The organism is Mesorhizobium sp. AA23, assembly GCF_001672435.1.
In the GTDB taxonomy this organism is placed as follows: Bacteria; Pseudomonadota; Alphaproteobacteria; order Rhizobiales; family Rhizobiaceae; genus Mesorhizobium.
The window spans coordinates 1-17168 of the sequence record NZ_LYTP01000032.1 but is presented as its reverse complement, the minus strand read 5'-3'; the positions used below and the strand labels follow the sequence as shown (position 1 = coordinate 17168).

The 17168-nt window shown below is 64.3% G+C and carries 13 protein-coding genes; 2 read left to right on the top strand and 11 right to left on the bottom strand.

Annotated features, from left to right (window positions below; all coding sequences use genetic code 11):
* Nucleotides 1-125: 125 nt before the first annotated feature.
* The gene (locus A9K66_RS26795) at nt 126-1205 is read left to right on the top strand and encodes a mechanosensitive ion channel family protein (protein WP_067330142.1); all 1080 of its coding nucleotides are present in this window, start codon (nt 126-128) and stop codon (nt 1203-1205) included.
* 51 nt (nt 1206-1256) lie between these two features.
* On the opposite strand, the gene A9K66_RS26790 is transcribed toward A9K66_RS26795, so the two are convergent.
* The gene (locus tag A9K66_RS26790) at nt 1257-3029 is read right to left on the bottom strand and encodes an SLC13 family permease (protein ID WP_067329688.1); all 1773 of its coding nucleotides are present in this window, start codon (nt 3027-3029) and stop codon (nt 1257-1259) included.
* A gap of 156 nt (nt 3030-3185) precedes the next feature.
* Nucleotides 3186-3938 (bottom strand): class I SAM-dependent methyltransferase, encoded by a 753-nt coding sequence (locus A9K66_RS26785; RefSeq protein ID WP_245307703.1) that lies wholly within the window; start codon nt 3936-3938, stop codon nt 3186-3188.
* Between the two features lie 42 nt (nt 3939-3980).
* On the opposite strand from A9K66_RS26785, the gene A9K66_RS26780 reads away from it, so the two are divergent.
* Nucleotides 3981-4286 (top strand): Hpt domain-containing protein, encoded by a 306-nt coding sequence (locus A9K66_RS26780; RefSeq protein ID WP_082954100.1) that lies wholly within the window; start codon nt 3981-3983, stop codon nt 4284-4286.
* A 15-nt stretch (nt 4287-4301) separates the two neighbouring features.
* Here A9K66_RS26780 and A9K66_RS26775 read toward each other — a convergent pair whose 3' ends face one another.
* The 9 genes from A9K66_RS26775 to A9K66_RS26735 form a co-directional block, all read right to left on the bottom strand.
* Nucleotides 4302-5729 carry a glycosyltransferase family 2 protein gene (locus A9K66_RS26775; RefSeq protein ID WP_067329678.1) on the bottom strand — a complete coding sequence of 476 codons (1428 nt, stop codon included), beginning with the start codon at nt 5727-5729 and terminating at the stop codon, nt 4302-4304.
* A complete protein-coding gene (locus tag A9K66_RS26770; RefSeq protein WP_067329674.1) occupies nt 5726-6763 on the bottom strand; it encodes a HEAT repeat domain-containing protein in 1038 nt (345 codons plus the stop codon). Before A9K66_RS26770 ends, A9K66_RS26775 begins: the two co-directional genes overlap by 4 nt.
* Before the next feature lie 2 nt (nt 6764-6765).
* Nucleotides 6766-8514 (bottom strand): YaiO family outer membrane beta-barrel protein, encoded by a 1749-nt coding sequence (locus tag A9K66_RS26765; RefSeq protein WP_067329671.1) that lies wholly within the window; start codon nt 8512-8514, stop codon nt 6766-6768.
* Nucleotides 8514-8906: a response regulator gene (locus A9K66_RS26760; RefSeq protein ID WP_067000929.1), complete on the bottom strand. Its 393-nt coding sequence runs from the start codon at nt 8904-8906 to the stop codon at nt 8514-8516. Before A9K66_RS26760 ends, A9K66_RS26765 begins: the two co-directional genes overlap by 1 nt.
* A 183-nt stretch (nt 8907-9089) precedes the next feature.
* The gene (locus A9K66_RS26755; RefSeq protein WP_082954117.1) at nt 9090-9476 is read right to left on the bottom strand and encodes a response regulator; all 387 of its coding nucleotides are present in this window, start codon (nt 9474-9476) and stop codon (nt 9090-9092) included.
* Nucleotides 9477-9481: 5 nt separating this feature from the next.
* On the bottom strand, nt 9482-11923 hold the full coding sequence (locus A9K66_RS26750) for an ATP-binding protein (protein ID WP_067329665.1): 2442 nt from the start codon (nt 11921-11923) through the stop codon (nt 9482-9484).
* 492 nt (nt 11924-12415) lie between these two features.
* Nucleotides 12416-13756, bottom strand: a complete 1341-nt coding sequence (locus A9K66_RS26745) for an HlyD family type I secretion periplasmic adaptor subunit (protein WP_067329661.1) — start codon at nt 13754-13756, stop codon at nt 12416-12418.
* Nucleotides 13753-15492 (bottom strand): type I secretion system permease/ATPase, encoded by a 1740-nt coding sequence (locus A9K66_RS26740; protein WP_067329658.1) that lies wholly within the window; start codon nt 15490-15492, stop codon nt 13753-13755. The genes A9K66_RS26745 and A9K66_RS26740 overlap by 4 nt, the downstream gene beginning before the upstream one ends.
* A gap of 132 nt (nt 15493-15624) precedes the next feature.
* The coding region (locus A9K66_RS26735; RefSeq protein WP_156751158.1) for a VCBS domain-containing protein at nt 15625-17168 on the bottom strand (1544 nt) is incomplete at its 5' end.

The window sequence follows — 17168 nt, the reverse complement described above, 5'->3', positions numbered from 1 at the left end:
GCATGTTCGAGCACGTCGCACATGGCGACCAGATCCCACGCGCCGGCAAGCGCCTCCTCTCAATACCGCCGTCGGGGAACGATAAGGCGCTGCTCGATGTTGATGCGACATCGGATGGCGAATCCATGGAACGGCGCGACAAGGAACAGGAGAACCTTTCCCGGCTCGAACGGGCCGCACAGCGGACTGCCGATCCGAAAACGATCCAGCGGCAGGCGAAAAAGCCCGCGGAGAAATTCCGCTTCAGCTTTCGCAAGGAAGACCTCTGGTGGACGGCCGGCTTCGCTGCCGCTGCCTTGCTGCTCTTTGCCGCCCAACTTCTCATCAATTGGCGCTTGGAATGGTTTGAGGCGCCTTTGCGCAGCCGCGTGCTGAACTATGTCTGGGGCGGCTTTCTCATTTTCGTCATGCTGACCGTGGCGAGTGTCATTGAAGTCTTTCTCATCGGCCGCATTCCCAATCGTGTCTCGCGTTTCAACCTGAAACGAATTTTTCGATTGATCGTCGTGGTCGCCGTCGTTTTCGTGGCCATCTCGGTTCTGTTCGTGAACTGGTACGCCGCCGTCGTTTCGCTCGGCCTGATTTCACTGACGCTCGGCTTCGCGCTGCAGATGCCGATCTCCAGTTTCATCGCCTGGATCTATATTCTGGCCAGGGCGCCCTATCGCGTTGGCGACCGGATCCGCATCGGCGATGCCCATGGCGACGTCATCGACGTCAGCTATCTCGACACGACGTTGTGGGAATTCGGCGGCGAACATCTTTGGACCGATCATCCGAGCGGACGCGTCATCAAGTTCCCGAACTCCACCGTCTTCGACACGCCGGTCTTCAACTATTCCTGGCCGCTGTTTCCCTATGTCTGGAACGAAATCAAGTTCCAGCTCGCCTACGACAGCGATCTGGAATTCGTGGCGAAAACCATGCGGGAGGTCGTGGACGAGCAGATCGGCGACATCATGAGCCAGAAGGTGAAGGTCTATAAGGACATCCTGTCGAAAACGCCGGTGGACGAGCTGCAAGTGAAGGAGCATCCGGTGGTTCATTTTCGCGTCAGTGAAAATACCTGGCTCGAAGCCATCGTGCGCTACCTCGTGCCGCCGAAGGAAGCGGGCCGCACCAAGACACGCTTGATCAAGGAAATGCTGGCGCGAATGAATGCAGAACCCGATCGCGTGCTGTTTCCAAAGAGCAATTTGCGGTGAACTTCCAGGCAGCTTGGTAGAGCGAGGTCGTTCGCGTCCCTTCGTGGCTTGTCAGTTCATTGGCCAGACGATCGCCAGCATCGGCACGGCAACAATGACGACAAGGAACGACAGCGGCAGCCCCAGCCGCGGATAGTCGCTGAAACGATAGCCTCCCGGGCCCATGACAAGGGTGTTGCATTGGTGCCCGATCGGCGTGAGGAAGTCGCAGCCGGCGCCGATGGCGACAGCCATCAGAAAGGCTTCCGGCCTGTAGCCCAGATCGGCGGCGAATTCCGACGCGACGGGCGCCATGACAAGCACGGTGGCGGCATTGTTGAGGAATGGCGTCACGGCCATGGCGGCAACGAGGATCAGCGTCAGTGCGCCGGGCGCCGGAAGAATATTCCCGAACCTGGCAAGCTCCGCGGCGACCAATGCGGTTGCTCCCGTAGTGCGCAGCGAATCGCTCACCGGGATGAGAACGGCGAGCATCACGAGGATTGGGCCATCCAGCGATTGGTAGACGTCGCGGAGCGGGATGACCTTGAAAAGCACTATCCCGACCGCGGCCGCAAAGAAAGCGACGGGAACCGGGAGCAGACCAACGGCAGTGGTGAGCATGGCAAGGGCGAGGATTGCCACGGGCACGATACCCTTGCGAACGCTGCCAAGAAGGATGGGCCTTTCCGCCAGCGGCAGGCAGCCTAGTCCGCGCAGCGTCTCGGGCATTGTGGTTGCATTGCCCTGCAGCACGACGACGTCGCCGAGCCTTAGCTCGACCTTGGCGAGCCTGCGGTCGAGCCGCTGGCCGCGACGGCTGACAGCCAGGAGGTTGACGTTGAAGCGATCGTAGAGGGCAAGTCGCTGAGCCGTCCAGCCGATCAAGGGCGAGCTTTCGCCAATGACGGCCTCGATAGCGACCATCTCGCTGGTGGTGACCTCTTCATTCACCCGATCGCCCGTGACGCTGAGCTTGCCTTGCGAGACAAGGCGATCCAGCGCTGCCGGGTCGCCTTCGAGCAACAGGATGTCGTTCACCTTAAGGACGGCATCGGGCAGCGGCGTCATCCGCATCGTGCGATTGCGCAGGATCGACGTCACGACGGCATCGCCTCCGGCAAGCTTGATGACGTCGGCGACGGTTTTCCCGAGCACGGTGGAATCGCCGACAACTCGCGCCTCTGTAAGGTAGTCCTTGATGTCGAGGGCTTCATTCAGCGCCCCGCCGAGCTTTTCGCGCACCGGCAACAGCCAATAGAAAGACAGCAGAAAGATCATTCCGGCGGCGGCGACGGCCGCTCCAACAGGCGCGAAGTCGAACATTGTGAACGCCGTTCCGGTCAGCTGCTCTCGCACCCGGGAGACAACAATGTTCGGGGACGTGCCCACCTGCGTCATGAGACCGCCGAGCAATGACCCGAATGCCATGGGCATCAGAAATATCGATGGCGAGGTGCCGGACCGGCGCGCGAACTGAAAGGCGATCGGGATCATGATCGCCAGCGCGCCGATATTCTTGACGAAGGCAGACAGGCACGTCACCACGATCACCAGCAGCGCCAGTTGCGAGCGAACTCCCGACAATTTGGGAGCAAAGCGCGCGATGGCGAGTTCCATGATGCCCGATCGCGCTATGCCTGCGCTCACCAGCAGAGCACTGCCGACAATGATCACGATATCGTCGCTAAACCCGCTGAAGGCTTTGTCGAACGGCACAATCCCAACGGCGAGGGCGAGCAGCAGCGCCGCGGCAGCGACGAGATCATAGCGATAGCGACCCCATACGAACGCTGCCATCATCACGAAGGTGACGGCAAACGACAGGATTTGCGGCATGGTCATGTCTTCGGCTGCTCCGCAAGCGGCTGATCAGAACGCCCAGACTGCTCCTTTGTTGCTTTGGCCCGACGGTCTTGGGCTGCTGGCGGAGCTGAAGGCCATCGCGCATGGGAGCGGCCCCTCGCCCGGCTCTGACCTCGCGCGCGGATGGAACCTCGCCTATCGCTTGCTGAAGAAGCCGGACAGAATGTTCGGGCCGGCTTCGCCGGGCCGCAGCCTGATGCCGTCCTCGAAGCAGTTCAGCGTCACGCATTCGAACCCGCTGTGGGCGAGCAACGCCACCAGCGAGTCGCGGTCGAAGTGGTGCAAATGCTCGTTGGGGAGACGCATACGCCAGGTTCGGAACCAGGCGTCGCCGTCGGCGCCGAGCTCGCGCCAGCGGCAATAAGGGACGGCGACGGCGAGGTGCCGGGTCTGCAGGCGGCCGAGGAAACCCAGATCCGGGATGTGTTCGAGCACGTCGAACATGGCGACCAGATCCCACGAACTGGCCAGCGCCTCGTCCCAACCGACAAAGCGGACCCCCGCGGGCAGCGGGAACTCGGCGATATCGTAGCCGGCGCAATCGGCGACCCCGGTTATCTTCGCGGCTTCGATGAATGTGCCGGTGCCGTATCCAATTTCCAGCACCGAGCGGGGGATCGCGCCGGTCAATCCCAGCACCCAGCCAAGCCGCTGATATCCGAGCTTGATCGTCCGGTCGCTCAGGTCCTCGTAATAGGAAATATATTGCTTGTCGTATTTGATCGGCGTGAAGTCGATTTGGTGGATCACGCCAAATCGGTCCATCTCGTAATTGTCCAACATCAGTGTGCTGCCCTCCGGATTCCCTTTCTTATACGGCGGCGCTAAACGCAGCGTAACCGGCGGGGCCGGCGACGCAGCCAAGCAAGGGCGGCAGATGAGCAACAAGCAGCCTACCCGCCATTCCTCTTCGCCTCGCTTTCTGTTTCAATATCTCCTCATTCGCTCGGGAGAATCTCCATCTCAACCGATCCCTTCGCCCCTCTTCGCGAACGTTTCCTCACCCGCTGCGCCGGTCAGCTCGCGCAGTTGCAGGCGGCGCGCGAGGCGCTGCCCGGCTCCGACGTGACCAAGCTCGCGCATTCGCTCGCCGGCGCGGCCGGCACTTTCGGCTTTGCGGAGATCAGCGTGCGGGCGTCAGAGCTGGAAACGCTGCTCATCGAGCAGGCGGAAGGCGGCGATGTCCGCGCGGCGCTCGATGCCTTAATCGGGGAGATCGAGCGGACGCTGGCCTGACGGCACCCGCCGGGCTCACTTTTTGGCGGCGCCGAGGCCGGTCCTGGTCATCTCGCCCCAGCCCTGGTTGCCGCGCAAGAATTGCCACCAGCCTTTCACGCGCCAGAAATTGTTGAGCTGGCGGTAGCCGAAATTCTCGACCACGGCGGCCGCCGTCAGAACGGCGAGATCCCTGGCGCGCGGAAAGCGCTGCAGCTCGGCCTCTTCCAGGATGAGCGAGCAGACGCTGACGCAGACGCCATAGGTGAAGATCAGCGAAGTGAAGGCCAGGAGATATTCGGCCGACAGGATGCCGAGCAGCCAGAAGGCCGGGATCAGGATATAGCCCAGCACCTCCGCCACCGGCCCCAGAACGTCGACGATGAAGATGTGGCCGAAGCCGAGGAAGCCGACGCGGCCATAGCGCGGGTTCAAGAACATGGCGCGGTAGCGGAAGAAGCATTCGAGCGCGCCGCGCTGCCAGCGCGTGCGTTGCCTCGCCAGAACGCTCAGCGTTTCCGGCGCCTCGGTCCAGCACACCGGCTCGGGAATGAACTGAACGCGGTATTTGCGCTTCTTGTCGCGCATGTGGCGGTGCAGCTTGATCACGAGGTCGAGGTCCTCGCCCATCGAGCCCTTGGTGAAGCCGCCCACCGCCACCACTTCGGCGCGGCGGAACATGCCGAAGGCGCCGGAGACCAGCATCAGCGTGTTGACGCTGCTCCAGGCAAGCCTGGCCATCAGGAAGGCGCGCAGATATTCGACCACCTGGAAGAGCGGCAGCAGGCGGCTCGGCAAATGGACCTCGCGCACCCTGCCGGCCTCGATCTTCGAGCCGTTGGCGATGCGGATCGTGCCGCCCACCGCGATGGTGCGCTCGGGATCGTCGATGAAAGGCTGGGCGGCGCGCATCAGCGCGTCAGGTTCGAGGATGGAATCGCCGTCGATCACGCAAAAGAGCGGCGCGCGGCAGACATTGATGCCGGCATTCTGCGCGTCCGCCTTGCCGCCATTCTCCTTGTCGACCACGAACAGCCGCTCGGTCATCGGCGAGGAATAGAGCCCGCGGATCGGCTTGTGCGCCAGCGCGTCCTCGTAGGGACGATGGAACTTCACCAGCTTGAAGCCCTCGATCAGGCGCTGCAAGGTCTGGTCCTTCGAGCCGTCATTGACGACGATGACCTCGAAATTCGGATATTCGAGCGCCAGCATCGAATGGACGCTCTCCACCACATTCACTTCCTCGTTATAGGCCGGCACCAGAAGCGCGATTGGCGGCGCGACCTCGCCGTAGCGCTGCCAGAGCAGCGCCGAGCGCGCCACCGGCGGGCGCTTGGACAGCGCATAGCCGGCGAGGACGAGCTGCAGCAGATAGATTGTCGTCTGCGCCAGCCCCGCCGCGATGATTAACCAGGACAGGATGGTGGCGGCAAGGACGATCTCGTCGCTCCAGTCGGCAATCATGCGGCCGGCCCCTCGGCAAGAATGAGCGAGGCGGTGCGCTGGCTGCGCGAGACCTCGCTGTCGGCAATCTGGCGCAGCAGCCGCTCGCCCGGCTGGCCGAAGGAGCGCAGCGCGTTGGCGGCGGCATAGCGCACGTTCCAGACCTCGTCGTCCAGCAGCCTGGACAGCGGCGGGGCAAGTTCGGGAAGGCCGAGGCGTCCCGCGGACTCGGCGGCGGCGGCGCGCACGTCCCAGTCGTCGTTTGCCATCGCGCTCGTCAGGATCGCCGGTGCATCGGCGTGTCCGGTGAGGCCCAGCGCGCGCAGAGCCGCGGCGACAACCTCGGGTGAGGCATCGCCGGTCAAGCCGGCGAAGAAGGCGGCAAAGCCGAAGCCGCCGGCGCGGACGAGCGCGTCGATCGCGGCCGCCCTGATGAAGGGCACGGCGTCGACGCGCGATGCATGGATCGCAAGCTCGTTGAAGCGCGTGCGCGGAAAGCGCCTGAACAGTTCGATCAGGCGTCGCGAGCGCTGTCCCGCCACGCCGATCTTGTCCAGCGCGACGCCGAGCAGGGGCAGGCTGCCGAGATCGCAGAGCGCGATGGCGGCGGCGATCCTGACTTCGCGCGAGCGGTCCTGGTCCAGCGCCGAAAGCAGGCTTGCCGTCGCATTCTGCGGCCCCAGCGCCGCCAGCATCTCGGCCGCGTGGATGCGTTCGGCCACATTGCCCCGTTCCAGCTGCCTGCCGACGAGGGCCGGCAGGCCGCATTCGCTTAAGGCGACAAGCACGTCGTCACGCTCCTCGCCGCGCAGCAGCGAAACGAACTCGAAGCCGGCCTCGATCGCCACGCCCGGCGGCACCGAAAGAATGGCCGTTTTCAGCGTCTGGCGGTCGCGATCTTCGGTGAAGGCGATCAGCGCCGTCAGAAGCTGGCGCCGCTGTCCGGCTCTGGCGCTGTCCCGGCGCTCCCGCAGCAAACGGCGCGCGATCAAAAACAGCATGATCACCAGGGAGAGCGCGCTGAGCAGTATGGAGAGATTCCAGACGTACCACATGGTCAGAACCGCGCCGTCAGCCCGAGCCCGAATATGCTTCGGTCGAATGTCGGGCGTTGTTCATGCGCGATGCTGGCGCGCAGCGTCAGCGGATCGCTGACGTCGACGGAGAGGCCGCCAAAGACGGTGCGCGTCGGCACCAGCGTGCCGTCGGAGATTTCGGGGGCGTCGGCATAGCCGCCGAAGAGATTGACATGCGGCGTCACCGCGAGGTCGGCACGAAGCACATAGCCGTCCGCGCGCGTCCCGATATCGTCCTCGGCATGCACCCAGCGGGCGGAAAGCCCCAGACGGCCGTCGAGGAGATAGCCCTGCAGCCAGGGCTGGATGCTGGTGACGTCGGCGTCGGCGAAATTGTCGTAGCGGGCGTCGACGTTGAGCGAAAGCGGGCCGAAGACCTTCGCCGGCGCCACGACCTGCCACGAAGCGCCGGCCCCGATCGAATAGCGCGCCAGAAAGTCGGCATCCGGCGTCGCCGCGGCCAGCGCATAGGCGGAGAAGGCCGGCGAGAAGGCCTGGTCGACGCGACCCTCGATCTGGACGTCGGTGTTGCCGAAGCGGGTGGCGAGCCGCGTGCGGCCGGAGATCGTCGTTTGGGGCGATAGCCGATAGGAAAGGCCGGCCGAACTGTCGGTCCAGTCGCCAAGCCCGTCGGTGAGATCGCTCACCTCGCTGCCGAGGTCGAGCCGCCATTTGCGCGGCGGCGGCGCGGCCAGCCTTTGCTCGATATCGGCCGAACCCGGCTCGATGGCGAGCGCCTGGCCGTAAGCCTGCCGCGCGGCCTCGTCGTCGCCCTCGGCACGGCGCACGTCGCCGAGCCCGACCAGCGCCTCGGCATTGCGCGGATCGAGCGCCAGCGCGCGCTGCAACGATTGCCCGGCCCGCTGGTAGTCGGCCTCGAGCAAGGCGATTCTCGCATCAAGGTTGAGGGCCTCGACATTGTCCGGTGCCGAGGCCAGCACATCACCGACCAGGGCGCGGGCGCGCGGCGCGTCGCCCTGCCAGATCGCCAGGCGCACCTTGCCCAACCGAGCGTCGAGAAGGCCGGGCCTGATCGCAAGCGCCCGGTCGAAGAACCGCCCGGCCTCGTCGAAGCGCTGGGCGGAGCCGACAACGAGGCCGAGCGCGACCAGGGTGTCGGTGTTCCTGGGCGACAGCTTGAGCGCGCGGCGATAGGCGGTCTCGGCCTCGGCCGGCTTTCCCGCCGCCCGCAACCGCCTGCCCTGCTCCAACTGGATGGCGACGGGATCGGGCCGCCGGTGGGGCGGCTTCTTCGCCGGCGCCGCGGCAGCCGGAACCGGCTTCGCCTGGCTGGCCTGCTTGGCCTTGCGGATGTTCTCTAGAAGTGCTGCCGCGTCGGCATTGCCGGGCTCTGCCTCAGCGACCTTCTCGGCGAGCGGCAGCGCCGCATCCAGATTGCCGGAGCGGAATTCGACCTGGGCCATGCCGAAGCTCGCATCGCGATAGGCCGGGGCAAGGGAAAGCGCCCTGGAAAAGGCGTCGCGCGCCGCCGGCAGATCGTTGCGGCCGAGCTCGGCGAAGCCAAGCTGCACAAGAGCGTCGGCATTGTCAGCTTTCAACGCCAGCGCGCGCCGGAAAAGATCGGCGGCCTCGTCGAAATGCTGCGCCTGCCTGGCCTTGACGCCGGATGCGTAGAGCTCGTCGACAGTCTGCGCCAGCGCCGCGCCGGGAGCGGCGGCGATCGCCAGGATCAGGCATGCGGCAAAGGCTGAGTGCCGGCCGCGCCGCATCAGCGCTTCCCGCCCTTGCGGGCGATGAGACGCGCCAGCCGGGCCAGTAGCTCCTCGGGAATGAACGGCTTCACCAGATAATCGTCGGCGCCCTTCTCAAGCGCCGAAACGATGTCCTTCTCGGCCTTGCGCGCGGTCAGCATCACCACCGGAGTCTTCGACAGCACCGGGTCGCCCTTGATGCGCGCCAGCACCTCGATGCCGTCGGCCTTGGGCATCATCGCGTCGAGCACGATGATGTCGGGGCCGTCCTGCTCCGCCTTCGCCAGCGCCTCGGCGCCGTCCACCGCTTTGATGACCTCGTATCCCTTCGCCCTCAGCCTGAATTCCATCAGCTCGAGCAACAAGGGATCATCATCGCAGATCAGAACTCTTGCCTTCGCTCCATCCACCACCAGTCCTGCTCCGGTTCCGTCGCCCCCCGGAGTGATGACGCCGCGCGATCTTAGATAAAGCCGATTCGCGGCGGCCGCATTTCGACACAATCACTAGATGAATATTGGGCCATGGTATAGGAGCGGCAAACGCAAAACCGACTTTGCCGACAGGCATCTTTTGCGCGGCTTTCTCGCCGGCTAAACCGGGCCGGAACGCCACGAAAGCAGCCTTCTCACCTCGCCCGCAAGCGCCAGCGGGTCGAACGGCTTGGCGATCACTCCCACGGCTCCCATGGCGAGATAACGCTCCACCTCATGCGTCTGGGTGCGCGCCGTGATGAACGCCACCGGAATCGCGGCGGTCAGCGGCGAATCGGCCAGGCGCCTCAGTGTTTCCGGCCCGTCCATGTCCGGCATCATCACGTCGAGCAGGATGAGGTCAGGGCACCAATCGGCGGCATCGGTCAGCGCTGCGATGCCCGAGGCGCTGGACCGCACCTCGAATTCCGGCTCGAGTTCGAGCGACATCTGGGCGATTTCGCGGATGTCGTCCTCGTCGTCCACATAGAGGATCCTTGCCGGCATAATCATCACTCCTTGGCACTGGAGGCGGGTCTGGCGCTATCGAGCGATGAGACCAACATGCTCCTGACCAGCCTGGCGACATCGATCTCCGACGCCTTGGTCTTGGTCATCATCGCCTGCACCCGGTCACCGAGGTTCTGATCCAACTCGGCCGCCGAGAACACGATGACTTGGGTTTCCAGCGGCAGATCGATGAGCAGATCCAGTCCCGATCCGTCGGGAAGCAGTATGTCCAGGATGACCAGGTCGAAGCGATGCTTTGCGACCGCCTTCCGCGCCTCCTGCAGCGTTTTGGCGGAAGCGATCAAGACGCCCGGACCGAGCCCCGCTGACATCACGGCAAGGACGCCCTCGTCGTCCTCGACGTGGAGGATCCTCGGCCTCCGCTCGACCTTGCTGGCGAGGATCTTGGCGAGAGCGGCGTGAAGGCGCCCCGAATCCACCGGCTTCTCCAGCCAGTCGACGATGCCGATGGCGGTTCCGTTCAGCGAGCGCCTGGCTTCGTCGGCGATGGCGGAGATGACGATGACCGAAATCTCGGAATTCACCGGCGAGACCCTGATGTCGTGGAAAAGCTTGATGCCGGATTCACCGGCCAGCTTGATGTCGAGGGTCAGCGCCACATAGTCGCGGGAGTTCAGGAGCGCTTTTGCGGTACCGATATCGGGGGCGACATCGCTGGAGAAGCCGTCGGCGTCGAGAAGTGCGGCGATCACCGCAGCGATGTCGGGCTCGTCCTCGCAGATGAGGACGCGCAGGCGGCCATCACGCTTTCGCGACCGGCGCTCGACCAAAACCGGCTTCTCGACACTTCTCTGCGCTTCGGCAAGATCGACGTGAAACGAGGTTCCCTTGCCTTCCTCGCTTTCGAAGGACACGGCGCCGCCGAGCTTTTCGACGATGGTCTTCACGATGCTCAGGCCCAGTCCGGTGCCCCCCTTCTTGCGGGTGCTGGACGCATCGGCCTGCTCGAACTTGCCGAATATGCGGCTGCGGAACGCTTCCGGGATGCCGGCGCCTTCATCGATAACGGAGATGCGCAGCATGTCGCGCTCGCGACGCTGGAGCTTCACCATGACAGTGCCGCCGGGATCGGAGAACTTGATCGCATTCGACAGCAGGTTCGCCATCACCTGGTGCAGGCGATCGGGGTCGATATTGGCTTCGGCGCGCGGGGCATCGTCGACCAGGACGATGCGGATCCCGCTCTCGGCCATGTAATTGGAACTGGCGGCGATGGCCTGCTCCAGCACCGCACGCACGGGCATCTGCTTGATCTTGAAGGTGATGACGCCCGACTCGATCTTCTCCATGTCGAGAATGTCGTTGATGAGAAGAACCAGCCTTTCGCTGTTGTTGTGAGCGATATTGACGAGGTTGGCGGCCTTGGGCGGCAGCTCGCCCGCGACGCCGGCTGCGATCAGGCCAAGCGAGCCGCGGATGGATGTCAGCGGCGTTCGCAATTCGTGGCTGACCGTGGAAATGAAGTCGTTCTTGAGCTGGGCGTTTCGCTTCTGCTCGGTGATGTCGCGATTGTAGGTGATGACGCCGACGATCTTGCCGGCCTCGTCACGGAACGGCGCCTTCAGCGTGTAGAGCCAGCCCTGCCTGCCGTCAGGCAGGAGCGCAGGCTGATCGATGCGCAACGTCTGCCCGGCCTCCAGCGCGCCCATTTCATCCTGCCTGAAGCGCTCGGCCACGTCCTTGGGATAGAAATCGAAATCCGTCTTGCCGATAAGGTCCTCGACCGAGGCGGCGCGCACCAGTTCGGCGGTGGCTGGATTGGCCGCGATGAAGCGCCCCTCCGCATCCTTCACGTTGAGACTATCCGGCAGCTCGCGAACCATGGCACGGAATATCATGTTGGACATGGCGAGATCGCGTCGCCGCTGCTGCCGATCGAGCAGCACGGCAATGATGAAGGTGCTCAGGAAGCGGAACAGGAGCGACGGCAGCGTGCTCTGCTGCACGAAGCCGGTCACGACCTGCGAGGGAATGACAAGAAGCGTGATCAGCCCGGCCAGCGCGACCGACAGGCCGAGGCCGAGTATGTCGAACATGGTGCGCGAGCGGACCGCGACGATGTGGTGCCAGGCCAGGCCGACGACGGCGGTGATCAGGATGCTCATGACGCCGACTTCGGCGCCCTGACCGCCCAGGTGACGACGATAGGCGATGGAGCCGGCAGCGGCGATGAACATCGCCGGCCATCCGCCGAAGAACGCGGCCGCACCGATAAACGCGGCACGCAGGTCGACGATGAAGCCGGAAACGGACAAGGCCGTCGCCATGGAAATGACCGCGCCCGCGCACATGACCACGCCCAAAAGCAGCGAATGTGCCCGCCGCGAGAGACGCCCGGTGAAATCCGCCACAAGGTCCCAGGCGACGATAAGGATGGAGACCAGCGCAAGATTGGCCAGCAGTGAGTGCCAGATCTCGGTCATGATTTTCCGGCTCCGTTTTTTCCGACAAATACCGGCAAAACCTATCCGAGGTCTAAAGAGCGAGCGGAACCGGCCTAGTTTGCGGGGTGGTGAGCGCTTGGCGAAGGGCAGCGATCGACCGTCAAAGTGGCCTGATCGTGTCTGGCCTGCATCGCCCGTGGCCGAGCATTGTCGGGCAATGCTCAAGCTGCGCTCCACATCGAGGTTGCCGACGTTTTGTTGCTTTACACTGGCGACCGCTTCGGGCAGTAGGCCGGTGAGCTTGCCGCCGGCTGCCAGGTGGGCCACATCAGCGGGCAAACTGCCACAACGACATGCAGATTCGGGCCTCGGCGACGGCCTGCGGCTGCGGGCCGCGGCAAGCCGCTGTTTCCGTCTACAAGCCGCTTGCACTGAAGCTGGTTTTTGCTGTGCCGTTCAGCAACGGCGTAGTGGCGCTGGAGTACCGACGCACAGAGCCGAAGAGCTGACCCGAGGATTTCAGTCCGCGCGCTACTTCTGCCGGAAGGCCGTATGGAGCGACGTGGTCAGCGGCCCCAGAATGTAGTCCAGCGCGGTGCGTTCCTCGGTGACGATCATGACCTGCGCCGGCATGCCGGGATAGAGCTGGATCTGCGGCGCGGCGGCGAGTTCCTGCTGATTCACCGCCACGTCGGCAACGTAATAGGGAAAGCCGGTCTTGGCATCGGTGACGCGATCCGCCGAGACGCGGGTGACACGGCCGTGGATGACTGGCGTCGTGCGCTGCTTGTACGAGGTGAAGCGGACCTCGGCAGTCATATCGGCGCGCAGGCTGGATATGTCCTCGACCTTGACCTGCGCTTGAACGATCAGCGAATTCCTGGTCGGCACGATATCCAAAATGGTCTGGCCGGGCGCGACGATCGCGCCGGTCGAAAAGACGGTCAAGTCCATCACCTGGCCGTCATAGGGCGCGCGCACTTCGGCGCGGTCCACCGTGGCCTGTGCGGCAAACATCTTCGGCACCAGATCAGCAAGGTTCGACTGGGTGTCGATCAGCATGGCCGAAAGTTTTGCGCGACGCTCGTTGGTGAGCTGCGCGATCTGGCTTTCGAGTTCGGCCTTGCTCTGGCGATTTCCGGCGATCTCGCCGAGCGCCTGGTCGATCAGGCCCTGCAGATCGGAGGCCGAGCGGTCGAGCTCCAGGATACGCGGCTTCGTCGTCAGTCCCGCCTTCAGCAGCTTGTTGAGGCTTGCCTTTTCGTCGATCGTCGACTTGAGCTGCGCGCGAAAGGATTCGACGCGCGCCTGCTTGCCATCGATCTGCTCGTCGAGCTCGGCGATCCGCTTCTGCAGGATCTGCCTGGCGCCGGCCATCGAGGCGCGCTGGCTCTCGAGGTCGGCAATCTGGTTGGCCATGGCGTCCTGCAGATAGGCCTGGTGCTCGGCTGTGATATCCTGCGGAAAGGCAACCGCCTCATGGCCGTCGAGCTCGGCGCGGATGCGGGCATCGGTGGCGCGCAGCAGCGCATATTGCTGGGAATACAGGTTGAATTCGGACCGGGGGCGGGTGTCGTCGAGCAGCACCAGCACATCGCCGGCCTTGACGATATCGCCGTCCTTGACCCGGATTTCCTTCACCGTGCCGCCGTCGAAATGCTGGACGCTCTTGCGGTTGCCCTCGACCTTCACCACCGCATCGGCAAGCACCGCGCCGTTGAGCGGCGCGACCGCGGCCCAGCCGCCGAACACGCCGAAGAAGGCGGCGATGATGAGCAGGCCGATCCACACCGGTGCCCGGATCGAATCCGCATTGGCGCCCGCATCTTCGGTGCCGGAGAGGTTGCTATAGGAAGCGGCGATATCGGTCATTGGGCCGCCATCGTAATCGGTGCCGCGCGCTGGTTGAGCAGCGCCACGATCTCGTTTCTCATGCCGAAGGCTTCGACCGCGCCATCCCGCAAGAGCAGGATCTTGTCGACATTGGCCAAAGTCGAGGGCCGGTGCGAGACGATTATCACCGTGCTGCCGCGACGCTTCAGCTCCAGCGCGCATTCGGCCAGGGCGCGATCGCCGTCGGCATCGAGATTGGAGCTCGGCTCGTCGAGCACGATGAGGTTCGGCAGGCCGAAGACGGCGCGGGCAAGCGCGATGCGCTGCCGGTAGCCGCCGGACAGCACCGCCCCGCCCTCGCCGATCTGCGTCTCATAGCCTTGCGGCAGCCGGATAATCATCTCATGCACGCCGGCGAGCCGTGCCGCCTCGATCACCTCGCGGTCGACATCGGTCTTGAAGCGGCCGATATTGGCGGCCACCGTATCTGAAAACAGCTCGATGTCCTGCGGCAGGTAGCCGATATGGTCGCCGAGCGCCTCCCTTCCCCACTGCGTCATGTCGGCGCCATCGAGCCTGACCGTGCCGCGGCTCGGCTGCATGATGCCGGCTAGGTGACGCGCCAGCGTCGACTTGCCGGCGCCGGAAGGGCCGACGATGCCGAGCGCCTCGCCTGCTTCGAGCCGGAACGACACATCGCGCAGCAGCACCTTCTGCAGGCTGGGAATGGCGAAGCTCAACTGCTCGACGGCGACCTTGCCGGAGGGCTTCGGCAGGTTGAACGAGCGTTCGCCCTGCGCGCCGCCGTCCAGCAGCCTCTCGACCCTGCCAAGGGCGGCCCGCGCCAGGATCAGGCTGCGCCAGAGGCCGACGATCTGCTCGACCGGCTGCAGCCCCCTGCCCAGCAGCAGGCTGGCCGCAAACATCGAGCCGCCGGTGATCTGCCGCTCGATCACCAGATAGGCGCCGAGGCCGAGGATAAGCGACTGCATGGTGAGGCGCAGGAAGCGGATCAGCCCGGACATCACCGCTGCCCGGTCGCTCGCCCGCCCCTGCTGGCCGAGCGCCAGGCCGCGATCGCGCCCCCAGCGCCGGACGAGGCCGTCGATCATGCCCATGGCGCGGATGACTTCCGCGTTCCTGAGGCTCATTTCGGTGAAATTGTAGTTGGCCGTGGCAAGGTCGTTGGCCTGCTTCAGCGGCGCCCGCACGATATATTCGTTGAGCACCGCCATGGCGATCAGAAGCAGCGAGGAGCCCAACGCGAAGAAGCCGAGCCAGGGATGCAGGAGGAAGATGATGCCGATATAGATCGGCGACCAGGGCAGGTCGAACAGGGCATGGATACCGCTGCCGGTGATCACCTGCCGGAAGGTGTCGAAATCGCGGATCGGCTGGCTTGGCGAGGCACCCTGCGACGGGGTTTCGACGGAAGCCGCCAGGATCCTGGCCGAAAGCAGCCGGTCGAGCCGCGCGCTGGCGCGCGTCAGGATCGCGGCGCGCACGAGGTCCAGACCGGCGAGCGCCAGGAACGCCGCAAGCAGCACCAGCGTCAGCATCACCAGCGTCGTCTCGCTGCCGCTGGTGACCACCCGGTCGTAGATCTGCAGCATGTAGAGCGGCGATGCGAGGTAAAGCAGGTTGATGGCCAGGCTGAACACCGCCGCAAACAGGAAATAGCGGCGGCAGGCGTGAAGCGCTTCCCTGACAATCCCGGATTTGTTATCGAGACTCAAAATACCCAGCGGCAGAACCGCCCCCTGTCCAAACTGCATGGCCCGGAACGATACTACTCCGGATCCCTCGCCCGGCCACGCGATCCGCTCGTAAACCTGTCGTAAACCTTAATTCGTAGCTGAATCCTGTAGCGGGATGGTGAGCCGCGCGGGCGCGGCTCACCTCTTTGGTTACAGCACGAAGTCGCTGGCCGTCAGTCCGAGGTTGACGCCAGTCAGCGTGATCTGAAACTCTGCGCCACCGCTTCCGTTGACGTCGGCTCGGACGATCGTGTTGCCGCCGACTTCGGACCAGGTGATGCTGTTGGCGACGGTGGCCGAAGTCTGACCGCCGAACAAGAAGGCCTGATCGCTGCCGCCCGAGACGGCGTCGATCGCGGACAGGTCGATCTTGTCGACGCCATGCACGAAGTCGGTGATGGTGTCGAAGCCCGCTGGCGTGGACTCCGAAGCTGCGCCATAGCTGAAAATGTCGGATCCGATACCGCCCGCGAGCGTGTCGGCGCCGGCACCGCCTGTCAGTGTGTCGTTGCCGGTACCACCAACAATAAGGTCGTTGCCTGCACCGCCGTTAATCGTGCTGTCGTCGCCGCCGTTTCCGAACAGGAGGTCGTTGCCGTTGCCCCCGGTTAGAGCCTGCCCCGCCGAGGTGGAGGCGATGACGTCATCGGTGCCGCCACCGGACAGGGAAGTTTGCAGTCGGTACGCGGACGTGCTGAGCGCGTATCCGTACACAGTGCCGCCGTTTGTGAATTGTATGCTTTCGACGTTTCCGCTTCCGACATATTGATCATGGATGGTGATCTCAGTGCTTCCGACATTGATTACGAGATCGTTGGAGACTCTCTCAAAGTTAAGCGTTCCAATGGCCGTGCTGTCCACTGGCGCAGTCGTTATGATCTGAATGCTGTCGCCGCCACTTCCCGCGTCCGCGATGATGTCCGTGCCGTCCGCTAGGCCGAACTGATAGGTGTCGTTGCCGCTGCCGCCGAGGAGCACATCGTTGCCCGCACCGCCGACGAGCGTAGCTCCGCCGTTCGAGCTGACAAGAATGTTGTCGCCCGAGGTTCCGTCGAGTGTGCCGACCGAATCCTGGCTGACCGTCACCAGTGCTGGCGCGCCAGCACTGGTTCCATCGGTGGCCGTGTAGGTGAAGGTGCCTCCCATGGGCGCCGTATCGGCAAAGGTTACGCTGCCGTTTGCACCTGAGCCTGCCAACTGCGAGACAGAGCCTCCCGTAGCGGAACCTACCCCCGACACATCGATTGCCGAAGCAGGATCGTTCGCAATGAGCGCCCATTCCGGGACGATGACGGAGCTTCCGCCCGCAAGGTTGGTGATGATCGTATCGCCAACGGCCGTGGGACCATCGGCGGTACCCAGAATGTCGATGGCGACCGAAGTGTGAGTGCCGTCGGCACTCACCACATCAAAGTTTTCGGTGTAGGTGGTGCCGGCGGCGAACTCGTTGTGCGCCGAGGAGGCCGTGTAGGTCCAGGCGCCGGCGGCATCGATGGCGAAGGTGCCGTAGGTCCCGACCGTGCCGGCCTGGGCGACGAAGGTCGCCGGGCTGTCGACATCCGAGATGGTCAGCTGGCCGCTGCTCGATATGTCGGCGGCCGCATCGGTCTCGGTCAGGTTCCTCACATCGGCCGACAGCACCGCGGCATCGTTGGTGCCGTCGATGTCGATGGCGACCGAAGTGTGGGTGCCGT

Excerpts from the sequence above, each read along its gene's own strand:
- A9K66_RS26790 (WP_067329688.1), bottom strand. The coding sequence starts at position 3,029 with ATGACCATGCCGCAAATCCTGTCGTTTGCCGTCACCTTCGTGATGATG.
- A9K66_RS26770 (WP_067329674.1), bottom strand. The coding sequence starts at position 6,763 with ATGTGGTACGTCTGGAATCTCTCCATACTGCTCAGCGCGCTCTCCCTG.
- A9K66_RS26740 (WP_067329658.1), bottom strand. The coding sequence starts at position 15,492 with ATGCAGTTTGGACAGGGGGCGGTTCTGCCGCTGGGTATTTTGAGTCTC.
- A9K66_RS26765 (WP_067329671.1), bottom strand. The coding sequence starts at position 8,514 with ATGCGGCGCGGCCGGCACTCAGCCTTTGCCGCATGCCTGATCCTGGCG.
- A9K66_RS26795 (WP_067330142.1), top strand. The coding sequence starts at position 126 with ATGGAACGGCGCGACAAGGAACAGGAGAACCTTTCCCGGCTCGAACGG.
- A9K66_RS26750 (WP_067329665.1), bottom strand. The coding sequence starts at position 11,923 with ATGACCGAGATCTGGCACTCACTGCTGGCCAATCTTGCGCTGGTCTCC.
- A9K66_RS26775 (WP_067329678.1), bottom strand. The coding sequence starts at position 5,729 with ATGATTGCCGACTGGAGCGACGAGATCGTCCTTGCCGCCACCATCCTG.
- A9K66_RS26755 (WP_082954117.1), bottom strand. The coding sequence starts at position 9,476 with ATGCCGGCAAGGATCCTCTATGTGGACGACGAGGACGACATCCGCGAA.
- A9K66_RS26745 (WP_067329661.1), bottom strand. The coding sequence starts at position 13,756 with ATGACCGATATCGCCGCTTCCTATAGCAACCTCTCCGGCACCGAAGAT.